Annotated in this window: 18 protein-coding genes; 11 read left to right on the top strand and 7 right to left on the bottom strand. The window is 67.1% G+C overall.

Annotated features, from left to right (window positions below; genetic code table 11):
- Positions 1 to 65: 65 nt before the first annotated feature.
- From rpiA to ILP92_RS00390, 7 genes are all read left to right on the top strand, one after another.
- Positions 66 to 854 (top strand): ribose-5-phosphate isomerase RpiA, encoded by a 789-nt coding sequence (gene rpiA, locus ILP92_RS00420; protein WP_198914395.1) that lies wholly within the window; start codon positions 66 to 68, stop codon positions 852 to 854.
- Between the two features lie 12 nt (positions 855 to 866).
- On the top strand, positions 867 to 2,351 hold the full coding sequence (locus ILP92_RS00415; protein ID WP_198914394.1) for an FAD-dependent oxidoreductase: 1,485 nt from the start codon (positions 867 to 869) through the stop codon (positions 2,349 to 2,351).
- 76 nt (positions 2,352 to 2,427) lie between these two features.
- Positions 2,428 to 3,591 (top strand): FtsH protease activity modulator HflK, encoded by a 1,164-nt coding sequence (gene hflK, locus ILP92_RS00410; RefSeq protein WP_198914393.1) that lies wholly within the window; start codon positions 2,428 to 2,430, stop codon positions 3,589 to 3,591.
- Positions 3,591 to 4,628: a protease modulator HflC gene (gene hflC / locus ILP92_RS00405; RefSeq protein WP_198914392.1), complete on the top strand. Its 1,038-nt coding sequence runs from the start codon at positions 3,591 to 3,593 to the stop codon at positions 4,626 to 4,628. Before hflK ends, hflC begins: the two co-directional genes overlap by 1 nt.
- Positions 4,628 to 4,822 (top strand): DUF2065 family protein, encoded by a 195-nt coding sequence (locus tag ILP92_RS00400; protein ID WP_198914391.1) that lies wholly within the window; start codon positions 4,628 to 4,630, stop codon positions 4,820 to 4,822. The genes hflC and ILP92_RS00400 overlap by 1 nt, the downstream gene beginning before the upstream one ends.
- Positions 4,823 to 5,009: 187 nt before the next feature.
- Positions 5,010 to 6,482: a DegQ family serine endoprotease gene (locus ILP92_RS00395; RefSeq protein ID WP_198914390.1), complete on the top strand. Its 1,473-nt coding sequence runs from the start codon at positions 5,010 to 5,012 to the stop codon at positions 6,480 to 6,482.
- A gap of 197 nt (positions 6,483 to 6,679) precedes the next feature.
- Positions 6,680 to 7,096, top strand: coding sequence for a universal stress protein (locus tag ILP92_RS00390; RefSeq protein ID WP_198914389.1), 417 nt, complete (start codon positions 6,680 to 6,682; stop codon positions 7,094 to 7,096).
- 199 nt (positions 7,097 to 7,295) lie between these two features.
- Here the strand turns inward: ILP92_RS00390 and ILP92_RS00385 are convergent, their stop codons facing one another.
- Entirely contained in the window at positions 7,296 to 7,829 is a 534-nt protein-coding gene (locus ILP92_RS00385; protein WP_198914388.1) for a peptidoglycan-binding domain-containing protein, read from the bottom strand.
- Positions 7,830 to 7,921: 92 nt separating this feature from the next.
- Positions 7,922 to 8,284, bottom strand: a complete 363-nt coding sequence (locus ILP92_RS00380; RefSeq protein ID WP_198914387.1) for an OB-fold nucleic acid binding domain-containing protein — start codon at positions 8,282 to 8,284, stop codon at positions 7,922 to 7,924.
- Positions 8,285 to 8,398: 114 nt separating this feature from the next.
- On the opposite strand from ILP92_RS00380, the gene ILP92_RS00375 reads away from it, so the two are divergent.
- Together ILP92_RS00375 and ILP92_RS00370 are read left to right on the top strand one after the other, a co-directional pair.
- A complete protein-coding gene (locus ILP92_RS00375; RefSeq protein ID WP_198914386.1) occupies positions 8,399 to 8,722 on the top strand; it encodes a 2Fe-2S iron-sulfur cluster-binding protein in 324 nt (107 codons plus the stop codon).
- Positions 8,722 to 9,402 carry a VCBS repeat-containing protein gene (locus ILP92_RS00370; RefSeq protein WP_198914385.1) on the top strand — a complete coding sequence of 227 codons (681 nt, stop codon included), beginning with the start codon at positions 8,722 to 8,724 and terminating at the stop codon, positions 9,400 to 9,402. Before ILP92_RS00375 ends, ILP92_RS00370 begins: the two co-directional genes overlap by 1 nt.
- A gap of 85 nt (positions 9,403 to 9,487) precedes the next feature.
- Here ILP92_RS00370 and ILP92_RS00365 read toward each other — a convergent pair whose 3' ends face one another.
- From ILP92_RS00365 to ILP92_RS00355, 3 genes are read right to left on the bottom strand one after another with little or no spacing between them, the layout of a single operon-like run.
- Positions 9,488 to 10,594: a class II histone deacetylase gene (locus ILP92_RS00365; RefSeq protein WP_198914384.1), complete on the bottom strand. Its 1,107-nt coding sequence runs from the start codon at positions 10,592 to 10,594 to the stop codon at positions 9,488 to 9,490.
- Positions 10,591 to 10,830 (bottom strand): DUF8831 family protein, encoded by a 240-nt coding sequence (locus tag ILP92_RS00360; protein ID WP_198914383.1) that lies wholly within the window; start codon positions 10,828 to 10,830, stop codon positions 10,591 to 10,593. The genes ILP92_RS00365 and ILP92_RS00360 overlap by 4 nt, the downstream gene beginning before the upstream one ends.
- A 32-nt stretch (positions 10,831 to 10,862) precedes the next feature.
- Positions 10,863 to 11,228, bottom strand: coding sequence for a thiol-disulfide oxidoreductase DCC family protein (locus ILP92_RS00355; protein WP_198914382.1), 366 nt, complete (start codon positions 11,226 to 11,228; stop codon positions 10,863 to 10,865).
- 93 nt (positions 11,229 to 11,321) lie between these two features.
- On the opposite strand from ILP92_RS00355, the gene ILP92_RS00350 reads away from it, so the two are divergent.
- Both ILP92_RS00350 and ILP92_RS00345 read left to right on the top strand, forming a co-directional pair.
- On the top strand, positions 11,322 to 12,038 hold the full coding sequence (locus ILP92_RS00350) for a M48 family metallopeptidase (RefSeq protein ID WP_198914381.1): 717 nt from the start codon (positions 11,322 to 11,324) through the stop codon (positions 12,036 to 12,038).
- A gap of 71 nt (positions 12,039 to 12,109) precedes the next feature.
- A complete protein-coding gene (locus ILP92_RS00345; RefSeq protein WP_198914380.1) occupies positions 12,110 to 12,394 on the top strand; it encodes a hypothetical protein in 285 nt (94 codons plus the stop codon).
- Here ILP92_RS00345 and ILP92_RS00340 read toward each other — a convergent pair.
- Together ILP92_RS00340 and ade are read right to left on the bottom strand one after the other, a co-directional pair.
- Positions 12,373 to 14,019, bottom strand: coding sequence for a thiamine pyrophosphate-binding protein (locus tag ILP92_RS00340; RefSeq protein ID WP_198914379.1), 1,647 nt, complete (start codon positions 14,017 to 14,019; stop codon positions 12,373 to 12,375). The two genes, ILP92_RS00345 and ILP92_RS00340, sit on opposite strands and share 22 nt — an antisense overlap.
- Positions 14,016 to 15,725: an adenine deaminase gene (ade, locus tag ILP92_RS00335; RefSeq protein WP_235970944.1), complete on the bottom strand. Its 1,710-nt coding sequence runs from the start codon at positions 15,723 to 15,725 to the stop codon at positions 14,016 to 14,018. The genes ILP92_RS00340 and ade overlap by 4 nt, the downstream gene beginning before the upstream one ends.
- Positions 15,726 to 15,776 lie beyond the last annotated feature (51 nt).

Raw genomic sequence — 15,776 nt, 5'->3', positions numbered from 1 at the left:
CTTTGGCATGGCCCCTCGCCGCCGACTTGCTTATAAGGCGGCAGCGCATCGCGAGGGAGCCGCCCATGTCCGCCGATCTATCGCCTATCGACACCGCCAAATTCGTCGCGGCCAAGCGCGCCTCGGCCTTCATCGAAAGCGGCATGAAGGTGGGCCTTGGCACCGGCAGCACGGCTGCGTGGCTGGTGCAATGCCTGGGCGAGCGGGTGCGCAACGAAGGTCTGAGCATCAAGGGCGTGCCCACGTCGTCGCGCACCGCCGAGCTGGCGCGCAACGTCGGCATCGACGTGATCTCGCTGGACGAGGCGCGCTGGCTCGACATCACCATCGACGGCGCGGACGAGTTCGACGGCGAGCTGAACCTGATCAAGGGCGGCGGCGGCGCGCTGCTGCAGGAAAAGATCGTGGCCACGGCATCCGACCGCATGGTGGTAATCGCCGATCCGTCGAAGCACGTCCAGACCCTGGGGGCCTTCCCGCTGCCGGTCGAAGTCATCCCGTTCGGCTGGCAAACGACCAAGGCCCTGCTGGAGGAAACCATCACCGCGCTGGACGTTCTGGGCGACCAGATCACCCTGCGGATGAACGGCGACCGGGCCTATGTCACGGATGAGGGCAATCACATCCTGGACCTGCATCTGAAGCATATCGGGAACGCAAGGCAGCTTGCATTGGTTCTGAACCAGATCCCCGGTGTCGTCGAGAATGGCCTGTTCATCGATATCTGCGACATCGTGGTGGTGGGCCATGGCGACGGACGTGTCGAAATCCAGGACATCAACGAGGGGACGACCGAGGAAGACCGGATCGAGTTCGCGGAGACGATCAACCTGTTCTCCGATCTGGGCGAATGACAAGGAAGACCCATGGCGGATTTTGACTATGACCTGTTCGTAATCGGTGGCGGCTCTGGCGGGGTGCGCGCCGCGCGCACCTCGGCTGCAACCGGCGCCCGCGTGGCGCTGGCCGAGGAAAGCCGCCTGGGCGGCACCTGCGTGATCCGCGGCTGCGTGCCCAAGAAGCTGATGGTGTTCGCATCGAGCTATCCCCAGCTGGTGGACGAGGCGTCCCATTACGGCTGGGACGCGCAGATCGGTGCCTTCGACTGGCCCAAATTCCGCAAGAAGCTGCATTCCGAACTGGACCGCCTGGAAGAGGTCTATCGCTCGATGCTGCAAAAGTCGGATGTCGAGATCTTCGATTGCCGCGCCCGGCTGAAGGACGCGCACACGATCGAACTGGCCGACGGTAAGACCGTGACCGCCAAGCACATCCTGATCGCCAGTGGCGGCCATCCGGTCCGACCCGACATGCCCAACGCGGATCTGGGCCTGGTGTCGAACGACATGTTCCTGCTGGAAAAGCTGCCCAAGTCGGTGCTGATCATCGGCGGCGGCTATATCGCCTGCGAATTCGCCTGCATCCTGAACGGGCTGGGCGTGGACGTGACCATCTACCTGCGCGGCGGCCAGATCCTGCGCGGCTTCGACAGCGAGGCGCGGGGCCTGGTGGCCGAAATGATCCGCGACAGCGGCGTCGAGATCCACACCGGCACCAACATCATCGAGATGGACCTGGAAGAAAACGTGGACGACCTGCCGCGCGGCACCAACTCGGACGCGGCCATGGGCGCCCCGGTGAGCGAGGTCAGCCATTCCTCGTCGCGGCTGGGCGACAATCCGAAATCGCAGACCCGCGACGCGGCGGGCAAGCGGATCTGGGTCAAGGCGTCGAACGGACGGACCGGCACCTTCGATCACGTCTTCTTCGCCACGGGGCGCAAGCCGTCGACCTCGGACATGGGGCTTGAGGATGTGGGCGTGAAACTCGGGCGCGGCGGGAATATCGAGGTGGACGAATATTCGCAGTCCTCGGTGCCGTCGATCTACGCCATCGGCGACGTGACCGGCCGGGTCGAGCTGACGCCGGTCGCGATCCGCGAGGGCATGGCCTTCACCGAAACCGTGTTCAAGGGCAACAAGACCCCCGTCGATCACGAGCTGATCCCGTCCGCCGTCTTCACCCAGCCGGAGCTCGGCACGATCGGCATGACCGAGGAAGAAGCGATGGAAGATCGCGAGATCGAGGTCTACTGCACCTCGTTCCGCCCCATGCAGAGCGCCTTCATCGACAAGCCCGCGCGCACGCTGCTGAAGCTGATCGTCGACAAGGAATCCCGCGTCATACTGGGATGTCATATCGTCGCGGATCACGCGGGCGAGATGATCCAGCTGGTCGGCATCGCGATCAAGGCGGGCTTGACGAAAGAGCAATTCGACAGCACCTGCGCCGTGCATCCCACGATCTCCGAAGAAATCGTGACCATGCGCGATCCGGTTCGCACTGGTTGAAACAGCACAGTTCCATCACAATCTGTGAGTAGACACGAAAACAGACGAAAACGCGTGAAGAGAGGCGACACCAAGCATGGCCAGCAATAATGGCGGACCCTGGGGCGGCGGCGGTGGAAACCGCGGCGATGACGACGATCGGCGCCCCGGCGACAGACGACCCGGCATGAATCGTCCGGGCGGTGACGGGCCGCAGGTGCCCGATATCGACCAGATCATGAAGAAGGGCCAGGAACAGCTGCGTGTCCTGATGGGCGGCCGCACCGGCGGCAATCGTCCCAACGGATCGGGTGGCGGCGACGGGCCCAGCATCGGGCGCAACGGCTATATCCTGGGCGGGTTGGTGCTTGTGGGCCTCTGGCTGTTCGCCAGCTTCTACACGGTCAGACCCGAAGAGCAGTCGGTCGAGCTGTTTCTGGGCGAATATTCCTCCACCGGCAATCCCGGCCTGAACTTCGCGCCATGGCCCGTGGTGACCGCCGAGGTCATCCCGGTGACGCGCGAACAGACCGAAGAATTGGGGATCGGGCGCGGATCGAACGCCGATGACGGCCTGATGCTGACCACCGACGAGAATATTGTCGACATCGACTTCGAAGTGGTCTGGAACATCCGCGATCCGGCCATGTTCCTGTTCAACCTGGCCGAGCCGCAGCAGACCATCCGCGCCGTGTCCGAATCGGCCATGCGCGAAGTGGTGGCCCAGTCGGAACTGGCCCCGATCCTGAACCGCGACCGTGACCTGATCGCCGACACGGTGCAGCAGCTGATCCAGACGACCCTCGACACCTACGATTCGGGCGTCAACATCGTGCGTCTGAACCTCGACAAGGCCGACCCCCCGAACGAAGTGATCGACGCCTTCCGCGACGTGCAGGCCGCCGAGCAGGAACGCGACCGGCTTGAACGCCAGGCCGACGCCTACGCCAACCAGGTGCTCGCCGACGCGCGCGGTGCCTCGGCGCAGATCCTCGAGGAAGCCGAAGCTTACCGCGCGCAGGTGGTGAACGAGGCCCAAGGTGAAGCCAGCCGCTTCACCGCCGTGCTGGGCGAGTACGAAAAGGCCCCCGAAGTGACCCGCAAGCGGCTTTACCTGGAAACGATGGAACAGGTGCTGGGCCGCGTCGACAAGGTGATCCTTGACGAGCAGGGCCAGGGGCAGGGCGTCGTGCCCTATCTGCCGATCAATGAACTCAACCGTCGGTCGCGCACCAGCGACCAGACGACCGGAGGCAACTGATGCGAAAATCCTATATCTTCGGCGGCGTCGCAGCCGTCGCACTGGTCGCCCTGCTCAGCTCGGTCTTCATCGTGGACGAGCGTGAAAAGGCGCTGGTCCTGCAATTCGGCCAGATCAAGGCCGTGAAGGAAACCCCGGGCCTGGCGTTCAAACTCCCCTTCATCCAGGACGTCGTGCGCTACGACGACCGGATCCTGTCGCTGGACACGGACCCGATCGAAGTAACGCCCAGCGATGACCGCCGCTTGGTGGTCGACGCCTTCGCGCGCTATCGCATCGCCGAGGTCGAGCAGTTCCGACGCGCCGTCGGCGTGGGCGGTGTCCGGTCGGCCGAAAGCCGTCTGGCGTCGATCCTGACCACCCAGACCCGGGCGGTCCTGGGTTCGGACGGCGTGACGTCGAACACGATCCTGTCGTCGGATCGTGCGGCCCTGATGACGCGGATCCGCGACCAGGCCCGCCTGCGCGCCGCGGCGCTGGGGCTGGAAGTGATCGACGTGCGGCTGAAGCAGACCGCGCTGCCCGACCAGAACCTGGCCGCCACTTTCGACCGGATGCGCGCCGAGCGGGAACGCGAAGCCACCGACGAGCGCGCCCGCGGTGAAGAGGCCGCGCAGCGCGTCCGCGCCCAGGCCGACCGGACACGGGTCGAGCTGGTATCGGAAGCCGAGCGCGAGGCCGAGATCGCCCGCGGTGAGGCCGACGCCGAGCGGAACGCGATCTTCGCGGCCTCCTTCGGGGCGGACCCGGAATTCTTCGAATTCTACCGCTCGCTCACCGCCTACGAGCGGTCGCTGCAGGGCGACAACTCGACCATGATCCTGTCGCCGGATAGCGAGTTCTTCGACTACCTGAAGTCCGACCAGCCGCGCGGCCGCACTGCACGCGAAGGTCAGCGCGCGGCCGAAGAACTGCGCAGCACCGCCGAGCCGCGCGACGACGCGCCGCGGATCTCGGGCAACGCCGTGAACGAAGCCGAAGGTCTGACGGTGACGGACGAGAACGCGCCGACCGAAGAAGGCGCGGCCACCAACTGATGGCCACAATCGTCCTGGCCCTGGGCCTTGTTCTGATCCTCGAGGGGCTGGTGTTCGCACTGGCCCCTTCGCGTCTGGAGGATCTGCTCGACGCCATGCGCCAGATGCCGCTGGAAGCGCGCCGCCTGATCGGGCTACTGGCCCTGGTGGCGGGCGCGCTGCTGATCGCACTCGCCCGCTTCATGGGAGCATGATCGCGCCCGTGCCTTGCCCGCCCGTGTTACGCCCTTTCACGTCGGTTTGAGCCCGCGTCATTGCCCGTTGTGTTGCGCGCGCCGCACCCTATCTAATAACTCAATCATCACGCCGCGATCCGTCTTGCCATTTCCGTTGGTCCGCTGATCGCGCATCCACATTCTGTAGCCTTCGAAGGAGAGACGCGTGACGTCCCAAGCTCTTACCCTCAGCCCCGCGCGGACGAGCCCGCGCCAATGGCTGACCGCCCTGTTCCTGGGCGCGGCACTGGTCCTGACCCAGGCGGCCGCGGCCCGTGCAACACCTGAAACATTCGCGCCGCTGGCCGAGCAGATCAGCGACTCGGTGGTCAACATCACGACCTCGACCACCGTTGCCGCCCGGTCCGGCCCGGCGCCCCAGATCCCCGACGGATCGCCGTTCGAGGATTTCTTCCGCGACTTCATGGACCGCGCACCCGGCAGCGAGGAAGGTCCGCGCCAACGCTCACGCCGCAGCCAGGCGCTGGGCTCGGGCTTCGTGATCTCGGAGGACGGCTTCATCGTCACGAACAACCACGTCATCGAAGGCGCGGACGAGATCAACATCGAGTTCTTCAACGGTGAAGAGCTTCCCGCCGAAGTTATCGGCACGGACCCCAAGACCGACATCGCCCTGCTGAAGGTCGACAGCGACGCGCCGCTCAAGCCGGTGCCGTTCGGCGACAGCGACAGCGCGCAGGTGGGTGACTGGGTCATGGCCATGGGCAACCCGCTGGGCCAGGGCTTCTCGGTCTCGGCCGGGATCGTGTCGGCGCGCAACCGCGCGCTGTCGGGCACCTATGACGACTACATCCAGACCGACGCCGCCATCAACCGCGGCAACTCGGGCGGCCCGCTGTTCAACATGGACGGCGAAGTCGTCGGCGTGAACACCGCCATCCTGTCGCCCAACGGCGGCTCGATCGGCATCGGCTTCGCCATGTCGTCCAACGTGGTGACCAAGGTCATCGACCAGCTGAAGGAATTCGGCGAAACGCGCCGCGGCTGGCTGGGCGTGCGCATCCAGGATGTCACCGACGACATCGCCGAAAGCATCGGGCTGGAAGACGCCGTCGGTGCGCTGGTGACGGACGTCCCGGACGGACCCGCCAAGGACGCGGGCATGGAAGCGGGCGATGTCATCGTGTCGTTCGCCGGCTCCGACGTGGCCGACACCCGCGAACTGGTGCGCCGCGTGGGCAACGCCCAAGTGGGCGCCACGGTGCCGGTGACGGTCTATCGTGACGGCGAAGAGGTCGAGCTGTCCATCGAGCTGGGCCGCCGCGAGGAAGCCGAAGCCGTGCCCGCATCGATCAGTGGCAACGACGTGCCCGAAACCGCCGAAAGCGATCTTCTGGGGATCACCGTTTCGCCGCTGAACGACGAGATGCGCGAGCAGCTTGGCCTGTCGGCGGGCATCGATGGCCTGGCGGTCACGGATGTGAACGAAGACAGCGAAGCCTTCGAAAAAGGCATCCGCGCCGGTGACGTCATCACCGAAGCGGGCCAGGAAAAGATCGCCACGGCGGCTGACCTGGAAGCCCGCATCGAGGAAGCGAAGGAAGCCGGGCGCAAGTCCATCCTTCTGCTGATCCGCCGCGACGGCGATCCGCGTTTCGTGGCCCTGCCCGTCAGCTGACCGAAGCGACATCGCGGAATGAGACAAGGGCGGCCCGCCGGGGCCGCCTTTTTTCGTTTGCCCGTTCGCGCGCTCCGGCCGCACCCCGCATGGGCTTGATGCAGGTCAAGGCGCGTCATCCCCATGCCCGGTCTACTGCCAGGCACGTCGATGGGTCTGCAGGATCCGGAAAATCACGCGGGCGAAGGAGACCCTTCATGTATTCCAAGATCATGTTTCCCGTCGATCTGGCCCATGTCGAGCAGCTTCAGAAGGCGCTCGGCACGGCGGCCGATCTGGCGAAGCTCTACGGTGCCAAGATTTACTTCGTCGGCGTCACGTCCTACGTGCCGACGAAACTTGGCCGCAATCCCGACGAATACGCGGCGAAGCTTTCCAAGTTTTCCGACGAGCAGGCCCGCGCGCACGACATCACCACCGAGGCCCACACGGTGGTCAGTCATGACCCCACCACGGATGTGGATGACGCGCTTCTCAAGACCGTGGGCGATATCGGCGCCGACCTGGTGGTCATGGCGTCGCACGTGCCCGGCGTGATCGACTATGTCTGGCCGTCGAACGGCGGCAAGATGGCGGTCCACTCGAAGGCGTCGGTGATGATCGTGCGGAACTAGGCGCGGCGCGCGAATCTCGTTGAAGGCGACAATGGCGATCTGCCATCGGGTGGCGAATTCGTCCGGGCCGGTTGATGGCCTGAGAGAACCATCTCGACCCGCTCCGTGACACGCAGGGCTGCAGGGATCGCTCCCAAACGAGTCCTGAGGAAGACGGCGTCAGGCTCCGGATCGCACGTTGCGCCAAGCGTCGGGTAGTCTACCGCGCCAGCGCCTCGGCCCGGTCATAGACGATCAGCCCCAGCCGTTTGCCCGCCGCCACGCTGAGCACGTCACTGTTGATCCCCAGGTCGGACTGGAAGGCGCGGATCGCGGCGCGTGTGGCGGTGTCGATCTCGCCCGAAGGCGGTCCCTGTAGCAGCCCGCGCGCGATCAGGGCGCGCTGCACCGATCCGATGAACTCGGGCGTCCACTCGTCGCGGCAGGGCGTCTCGAACCAGATTTCCTGCCGGTCCGACACGATCCTTTGCCGTGTTTCGGTCTGGTAGCGCGCAGCGGCGATCACGCGGCCCTCGGCATCGCGTTCTTCGGGCACCGCCACCTGCTCGGTCACGGTCTCGATCACGGCGGGCGTGTCGTCGCGACCGTGACAGGCGGTGGGACGGTCCAGGTCGACCTGCTGGTTGCGCGTCGCCTCGAGTTGCGGCTCGACAAAGCGGGACAGGTTGTCCCCGCAGGACGCGACGTAAAGGCCCATGGCAAGGACCGGGATGATCTTGAACAAACTGCTCACGGACAACCTCTGACGGGTTTGTTGCCGCGAAACCTAGGGCAATGCGTCGCCGTTCCAAAGGCTCATGCGCCCGTCCGGGCGAAATCCCCCGGTCATGTGGCTTCCATGCGCAGCAGGTCGTCCAGCATCCAGCTGATGTCTTCGATCCGTTCGGCGATGACGTGGGTCACGCCGCCCTCGCGCTGCAGCCGCCCCGTCACCCGCAGGCACCGCCCCGAGATGATGGCGCGGCGAAACGTCTCGTAGAGCGACTTCCACACGATCACGTTGCAGGTGCCCGTCTCGTCTTCCAGCGTGATGAAGATCACCCCATGCGCGGTGCCGGGTCGCTGGCGCACCAGCACCAGCCCCGCAACGCAGATCCGGGCGCCGTTGGGCGGCAGGTCCAGCTGCCCATGGGGCAGACAGGCGGGCGGGCGTAACCAGTCGGTGCAGGCGGGGGCGAATTCAGGCATGAGAACGAAAATAGAACATTTGCCCGGCCTTGCCAAGCTTCGTCAAATCGCGTCTGGAAAGCCTTGCGCGGGCGCATTAGGTCTCGGGCAACCCGGATTTCACAAGGACGTTCCATGGCCAAGATCACCTATATCGAACACGGCGGCACCGAACACGTGGTGGATGTGCCCAACGGCCTGACGGTCATGGAAGGCGCCCGCGACAACGGCATTCCGGGCATCGAGGCCGATTGCGGCGGCGCCTGCGCCTGTTCGACCTGCCATGTCTACGTGGCCGAGGATTGGGTGGAAAAGCTGCCCCCGCGCGAGGACATGGAAGAAGACATGCTGGATTTCGCCTACGAGCCCGATGCCAAGCGCTCGCGCCTGACCTGCCAGATCAAGGTGACGGACGCGCTGGACGGGCTCGTGGTGCAGATGCCCGAAAAACAGATCTGATGCTGCGCGCGGCGCTGGTCTTCCTTCTGACGGCCACCGCCGCCCAATCCGAAGGCATAGCGCGCGCCACCTATGCCGAGCCGACGACCCGCTACGCCCACGGCGTGCTGGGCGATGCGGTGGAATGGGGCGCGCTGCAGCTGACCACCGATGCCGGACGCCGCCTGACGATCCGGCTGCCTGCCACCCGCGTCTTCGAAGACCTCGCACCGCGTCTGGTCGACCTGGATCGGGACGGCGCGAACGAGGTCCTGACCATCGAAACCGACGTGAACCTGGGCGCACGGCTCTCGGTTTACGGCGCCGATGGCCTGGTTGCCTCCAACGGTTTCATCGGCCGCGCCAATCGCTGGCTGGCCCCGCTCGGCGCCGCCGACCTGGACGGCGACGGCCGCATCGAAATCGCCTCGGTCGACCGGCCGCATCTGGCAAAGACCCTGATGATCTGGCGACAGGACGGCCCGCGGCTGGTCCGGGTGGCGCAGCTGGAAGGCGTCACCAATCACCGCATCGGCGACGACTATATCTCGGGCGGCATCGCGGCCTGCGGCGCCATGGTGGTGGCGGACGCGGTCTGGTCCCGCGCGCTTGCAGTCACCTGGGACGGCACGGACTTCGCGACGCGCGATCTCGGCCCGATCCGAAACCGCGCCAGCCTGGATCCGGCCCGCGCCTGCTGATCCGGGCCGCCCATCTTTGTTCTTAGGAAATATCCCACGGGGGGCTGCGCATTCGCGCAGTGGGGGCGTGAAGCCCCCTCGGGCCTCAGATCTCCAGCGCGACCACCAGATCGTCGATCCACGCCTCCACGAAGCGATCGAACGCCGCCCCCGGCTGCTGGCCCGCGATGCGCGGGCCCAGCGGATCGTCGGCCGCGATCCCGCTGCGCGCCAGCGTCGCGATCGCCGCATGCCCGCAGAAGGGCACGTGCAGTTCCGAATACCCGCCCTCGTGCACCAGCACCAGGCGACCGCCGCAATGGCGCGCGGCCAGCGCCATCGCCCGGTCCGTCAGCTTGGCGAAGCTCTGCGCCGACAGCAGCATCCGGCTGAGCGGATCGACGCCCGAGGCATCGAAGCCGCAGGCCACGACGATCACGTCGGGTGAAAACGCGTCCACCACCGGCTCCACGATCCGGTCCCAAGCCGAGAGGTAGCCGACCTCGCCGGTGCCCGGCGGCAGCGGCACGTTCACGTTGACGCCCAGCCCGTCACCCCGCCCGCGATCGGCGACGCCGCCCGTATCCAGCGGGTAGTTGCGGTCCTGGTGCAGCGACACCGTCAGCACGTCGGCCCGGTCATAGAAGATCGCTTCGGTTCCGTTACCGTGATGCACGTCCCAGTCGATGACCGCGACCCGCCGCGCCAATCCTTCGGCCAGCACCGCTTCGACGGCGATGGCGATATTGTTGAGCAGGCAGAAGCCGTTGGGCCAGTCCGGCAGGCAGTGATGGCCGGGCGGGCGCGACAGCGCATAGGCATTGTCCAGCTCGCCCCGAAGCACCGCCCGCAGCGCGCCTGTCGCCAGACCGGCCGACAGTGCCGCCGTCTCGAAGCCGCCCTTCCCGAATGGGGTGCGCAAGCCGAGCTCGCCGCCGCCCTCATCCGAAAGCGCCTTGAATTTGCGCAGGAAATCTTCGGGATGGACGCGGGCCAGTTCCGCCCATGACGCGGGCGCGGCGCCTTGGCAGGCCAAAGCGCGCGACAGGCCCGTCACGTCCATCAGGGCCTTCAGGCGCCGTTTGGTTTCCGGGCTTTCCGGCAAGCCACCCGCCGCCAGGGGCTGCACCAGCCCGCCGACCGGGGCGAGGAACGCGTAATTCCCGCCGCTATGCCAGAAGCAGCGTTCGTCCCAGAAGAACCCGGTGCTCATCGCGGCGCCGAGTTGATTTGATACGCTCCTTCGGGCAGATCCAGCGCGGCGGCAAGGTCGCGCACCTGTGTCAGGGACAGCGTGATCGTGCGCACGATGTCGGTGCGCGGATCGACCTGCTCCAGCGTGACGCAATCCTCGAAGGTATTGATCACCACGTCTTCCTGGCGATGCTCTGCGGGGCCATCCACCAGGGTGATGACGGTGGCGTCGAAATCGTGCTCGATGGTAAACATGGCCCCACGCTAGGCCATCGCGGCGCGCGGTGCTAGCGGGACTGTCGCCGCTTGTGCATGGCGAACAGGATCGGTGCCAGAACGGTGTTGTAGATCCACCCGGCCACGGGACGGATCACCGGGCGGTCGATCAGCCGCGCCAGCCAGCGTGTCTTCGGCAATTCGCGCCAGATCACCAGGAAGGCATCGACGCCCGAGATCAGGGTGTCGTCCCGCACCACGTGAAGCCGCTTGGCCGCCTGATCCTCGGTCAAATCGAACCGCGACAGGTCCATGTCGTTCAGGTCGGCGAAGTCCAGGTCTGCGTCGGCCGCGCGCGCCTGGCGCTGGTACGACCGCACCTCGGGCGCGCAGATCGGGCATTGGCCGTTATAGATGACAAGGGGTGTGCTGCTCATGCTTGACAAGTTAGGCCCATGGGATGGACGAAAAAGTGACTGGTCGTCGCAGGCCACACCTCTAGGTGTCTTACCGCAACCGGAGACCGTTTCATGAGATACCTCGCCCTTGCCCTTCTCTTCGCCCTTGGCGCCTGCGTCGATGTCGCGGTTGTGCGCCCTGCGCCGGGCACCGCACCCAGTCCCGTCCCGCAGGCGCCCAGCGTGTCGCGCCCGCAGACAAGCGTGTCCACGCGGGCCTTCACGCAGGTGGTCAACGACGTCATGCCCGTGGCGATCCGCGAATGCCGGGCGCGCACCCGCGGCGTGCGCTGCGACTATGCCGTGATCGTCGATGACCGGCCCGGCCAGCCCCCCAATGCGTTCCAGACCCTCGGACCCGGCGATCAGCCCGTGGTGGGCTTCACGGTGGGACTGATCCGCGAGGCCGCCAACGTGGACGAGCTGGCCTTCGTCCTGGGCCACGAAGCCGCGCACCACATCGAAGGCCACATCGCGCGGGGCCGGGCAAGCGCCAGCACCGGCGCGATCATCGCGGGTGCCGCGGTCGCCCTGAGCGGCGGCGACCAATCGGCGATCCAGCGCGCCCAGAACGCGGGCGCCTTCGTGGGCGCGCGGCGATTTTCGAAGGATTTCGAGATCGAGGCTGACAGGCTGGGCGCGATCATCACCGAGCGCGCGGGCTACGACGCGATCCGCGGTGTCGCGTTCTTCGAAGGCGCGCCGGATCCCGGCAACCAGTTCCTGGGCACCCATCCGCCGAATGCCGATCGCATCCGCGCCGTGCGCGCCGTCGTCGCCGGTCTCTAGGGCCGGGCGGCTGCCGGTCCCCCGGATCCGGTCAGCCGCCCCGGTGCGTCTCAGCCTGTGAAGGAATAGCCATGCGCCACGCTCTTCTGATCCCGCTGGCCGTCGCCGCCTGCGATCAGGCGCCCGCACCGCCCACGCATGTGGATCTGCCGTTGCTGGGCGGCTATCGCTCGGATGCGGACCCGTGCCAGCGCGTGGGCGAGAATGCCTATACCGTCGACTTCCTGGACGATGCCTCCGATCTTGTGGCTTGTCCCGCGACGGTCGAGGACCTGGGCGTATTCATCACCGAGACAGGCGCGCGCGAGGTGTCGCGCGTGGGCGGCTTCATCCTTTACTCGGTGCCGACCCGCTGATCCAGCGTCAGGGTCGTCGATAGAGCCCTGGGCGACACCTTCAGGTCCAGGATCGCGGGAACCCCCGCGTTGCGAGCGGCCGCAAAGGCATCCGCGAAATCCGCGTCCCGTGCGACGGTCGCGCCGAACCCACCATAGGCGCGCGCCAGGGCGGCGAAGTCCGGGTTCTTCAGGGCGGTGCCCGATTGCCGCTGCGGAAAGTGCTTCTGCTGGTGCATGCGGATCGTGCCGTAATGGCCGTTATTGACCACCAGCACCACGATGTTCGCACCTTGCTCGCAGGCAGTGCCGAATTCCTGGCTGACCATCTGGAAACACCCGTCGCCCGCCAGGCAGATCACGTCGCGGCCGGGCAGTTCCAGCTTGGCGGCGATGGCGGCGGGCAGGCCGTATCCCATCGAGCCCGAGGTGGGCGCCAGCTGCGTGCGCCAGCCGCGGAAGCGATAGTAGCGGTGCAGCCAGCCCGCGTAATTGCCTGCCCCGTTGGTCAGGATCGCGTCGTCGGGAAGCGCGTCGTTCAGGTGGGCGATGACGCGCTCCATCTTCACGTCGCCGGGTGTTTCGATCGGTTGCTGCCAGGCATCATAGCTGGCGCGCGCCGCCGCGACCTGGTCCGCGCGGTCGATGTCCGGCGACCGCGCGGCGGCGGCCAGCTGCGCGGTGATCGCGGCGATGGGTCCCGTCACGGCGATTTCGGGGCGATAGACGCGGCCGATCTCGGACGCGTCGGGGTAGATATGGACCAGCCGCTGGCGGGGCGTCGGCGGCACCACGCGGGTGTAGCCGCCCGACGTGATCTCGCCCAACCGGGTGCCTAAAGCCACCAGCAAGTCGGCATCCTTCACGCGGGCCTCCAGCTCCGGGTTGATCCCGAGCCCCACGTCGCCCGCGTAGTTCGGATGGCGGTTGTCCAGGTAGTCCTGGCACCGGAACGACGCACCGACGGGCACCTGCGCCTTGTCCGCGAAGTCGCCCAGCGCACGCGCGGCGTCCGCCGTCCAGCCGCCGCCGCCCACGATCAGGAACGGCGCGCGGGCCTGCGCCACGGCGTCGATCACCCGCGCGATCTGGTCCGCGGGCGCACCGCCCTGCGGCAGCGTCGCGGCGGGCGCGGGCGCGGCGTCGGTGGGGGCCGACAGCATGTCTTCGGGCAGCGCCAGAACCACCGGACCCGGGCGCCCCGACTGCGCGACGTGGAAGGCGCGGCTGACATATTCGGGGATGCGGTCCGTGCGGTCGATCTCGGCCACCCACTTGGCCTGCGGCGCGAACATGGCGCGGTAATCGACCTCCTGGAACGCCTCGCGGTCACGCTGGTCCGACGCGACCTGGCCGATGAACAGGATCATGGGCGTGCTGTCCTGCATCGCCACGTGCACGCCCGACGCGCCGTTGGTGGCACCGGGGCCGCGGGTGACGAAGGCGATGCCGGGCGCGCCGGTCAGCTTGCCATGGGCTTCGGCCATCATCGTGGCGCCACCCTCGTGGCGGGTGACGACCGTATGGATGCCGCTGTCGTAGAGCCCGTCCAGCGCGGCCAGGTACGACTCGCCCGGCACGCAGAAGACGCGCGTCGTGCCTTGCGCCTTCAGGCAGTCCACCAGCAGCTGTCCGCCGTGTTTCATGGGATGATCTCGAATTTCAGCACGTCGACAAGCCCGCGATCGGTGATCTTCAGCGCCGGGATCACCGGCAGGGCCAGGAACGCGAGTTGCAGGAAGGGCTCGTCCAGCGTGACGCCCAGCGACTTCGCCGCCGCGTGCAGGTCGAGCAGGCGGTCGCGCACGTCCTCGAACGGATCGGGCGACATGAGCCCGGCGATGGGCAGCGGCAGCTCGGCGAGCACCTTGCCCCCTTCCGCCACAACGAAGCCGCCCTCGATCTCGCCCAGCCGGTTGGCCGCCAACGCCATGTCATCGTAATCGACGCCGACGCAGGCGATATTGTGGTGGTCGTGGCAGACGGTTGACGCGATGGCCCCGCGCTGCAACCCGAAGCCGCGCACGAAACCGGTGGCGATGTTGCCGTTCCTGCCGTGCCGTTCGATCACCGCGATGCGGATCAGGTCGCGCGCCGGGTCGGGGCGCTTGTCGCCGTCCTCGATCGGGATCGTTTCGGTCAGGTGGTCGGTCAGGATCTGGCCCTCGCGGATGCCGATCACCGGCGTCTCGGCCCGGTTGGCGCGCGACGCGAAGCTGCTCGAAAGCAGCTTGGGCGCCCGGACCGATCGTCGCCCGATGGGCGCCAGATCCCCGCGCGCCGCGAAGGCCGCGTCGTCCACCACGCGGCCCCCAGCGATCACCAGCCGCGCGTCGCAATCGGCCAGCGACCCCAGCGCCACGATGTCGGCCCGCTTGCCCGGCGCGACCTGGCCGCGATCCTTCAGCCCGAACGCCTCCGCCCCCGACAACGACGCCGCGCGGTAGACGGCCAGCGGCGGCGTGCCCAGCGCGATCAGCCGCCGGATCATGTGGTCCAGATGCCCCTCGCGGTCGATATCCAGCGGGTTGCGGTCGTCGGTACACAGGCACATGTAGGGCGCCGTGATGTCGCTCAGCAGCGGCTGCAGCGCCTCCAGGTCCTTGCTGACCGAGCCCTCGCGGATCAGCACGCGCAGTCCCTTCTGCAGCTTCTCGCGCGCTTCGGGCACGCTCGTCGCCTCGTGCTCGGTGCGGATACCCGCGGCGATATAAGCGTTCAGGTCGCGCCCGGTCAGAAGCGGGCAATGCCCGTCCATGTGCCCGTCCGCGAAGAGCCGCAGCTTGGCCATCACGTCCGGGTCGCGATGGATCACGCCGGGATAGTTCATCACCTCGGCCAGCCCGATCCCGCTGGGATCGCCCATGAGCCCCACCAGGTCGTCGGCGGACAGCTCGGCCCCGGCGGTCTCCATGTGGGTCGAGGGTACGCAGGACGACAGCTGCACCCGCAAATCCATTAGTGTCAGCCGGGCGGCCCGCTGGAACCACCGGATGCCGTCGGCGCCCAGGACATTGGCAATTTCGTGCGGGTCGCAGATCGCCGTGGTCACGCCGCGCGGCGTCACACAGCGATCAAATTCCAGCGGCGTGACCAGGCTGCTTTCCACGTGCAGATGCGTGTCGATAAAGCCCGGCACCAGGGTCAAGCCCGCCACGTCGATCACCCGCGCGCAGTCGTAGCTGGCGCAGATACCCACGATGGTGTCGTCGCAGATCGCCACGTCGCCGTCGAGCAGATCGCCGGTCACCAGGTCGAGGGTTCGCCCCCCGCGCAGGACAAGATCCGCCGGGATCTCGCCACGGGCGGCGGCAATCCGGCGTTCGAGCTGCGGCAGGGGGGCGTCGGTCATGGCGCCAGTTGACGCGCGCGCCGCAGCGTTGTCCAGAGCATGCCGCCGCCG

Origin of the sequence: Palleronia pontilimi, from assembly GCF_016412875.1 — a bacterium.
GTDB lineage: Bacteria > Pseudomonadota > Alphaproteobacteria > Rhodobacterales > Rhodobacteraceae > Palleronia > Palleronia pontilimi.
Note: the sequence above shows the minus strand (reverse complement) of the source record. Positions and strands in the feature narration are given on the sequence as shown.

Excerpts from the sequence above, each read along its gene's own strand:
- ILP92_RS00355 (WP_198914382.1), bottom strand. The coding sequence starts at position 11,228 with ATGAGCAGCACACCCCTTGTCATCTATAACGGCCAATGCCCGATCTGC.
- hflC (WP_198914392.1), top strand. The coding sequence starts at position 3,591 with ATGCGAAAATCCTATATCTTCGGCGGCGTCGCAGCCGTCGCACTGGTC.
- ILP92_RS00365 (WP_198914384.1), bottom strand. The coding sequence starts at position 10,594 with ATGAGCACCGGGTTCTTCTGGGACGAACGCTGCTTCTGGCATAGCGGC.
- ILP92_RS00370 (WP_198914385.1), top strand. The coding sequence starts at position 8,722 with ATGCTGCGCGCGGCGCTGGTCTTCCTTCTGACGGCCACCGCCGCCCAA.
- ILP92_RS00375 (WP_198914386.1), top strand. The coding sequence starts at position 8,399 with ATGGCCAAGATCACCTATATCGAACACGGCGGCACCGAACACGTGGTG.
- ILP92_RS00390 (WP_198914389.1), top strand. The coding sequence starts at position 6,680 with ATGTATTCCAAGATCATGTTTCCCGTCGATCTGGCCCATGTCGAGCAG.
- ILP92_RS00340 (WP_198914379.1), bottom strand. The coding sequence starts at position 14,019 with ATGAAACACGGCGGACAGCTGCTGGTGGACTGCCTGAAGGCGCAAGGC.
- ILP92_RS00345 (WP_198914380.1), top strand. The coding sequence starts at position 12,110 with ATGCGCCACGCTCTTCTGATCCCGCTGGCCGTCGCCGCCTGCGATCAG.
- ade (WP_235970944.1), bottom strand. The coding sequence starts at position 15,725 with ATGACCGACGCCCCCCTGCCGCAGCTCGAACGCCGGATTGCCGCCGCC.
- ILP92_RS00360 (WP_198914383.1), bottom strand. The coding sequence starts at position 10,830 with ATGTTTACCATCGAGCACGATTTCGACGCCACCGTCATCACCCTGGTG.
- ILP92_RS00350 (WP_198914381.1), top strand. The coding sequence starts at position 11,322 with ATGAGATACCTCGCCCTTGCCCTTCTCTTCGCCCTTGGCGCCTGCGTC.
- ILP92_RS00380 (WP_198914387.1), bottom strand. The coding sequence starts at position 8,284 with ATGCCTGAATTCGCCCCCGCCTGCACCGACTGGTTACGCCCGCCCGCC.
- ILP92_RS00415 (WP_198914394.1), top strand. The coding sequence starts at position 867 with ATGGCGGATTTTGACTATGACCTGTTCGTAATCGGTGGCGGCTCTGGC.
- hflK (WP_198914393.1), top strand. The coding sequence starts at position 2,428 with ATGGCCAGCAATAATGGCGGACCCTGGGGCGGCGGCGGTGGAAACCGC.
- ILP92_RS00400 (WP_198914391.1), top strand. The coding sequence starts at position 4,628 with ATGGCCACAATCGTCCTGGCCCTGGGCCTTGTTCTGATCCTCGAGGGG.
- rpiA (WP_198914395.1), top strand. The coding sequence starts at position 66 with ATGTCCGCCGATCTATCGCCTATCGACACCGCCAAATTCGTCGCGGCC.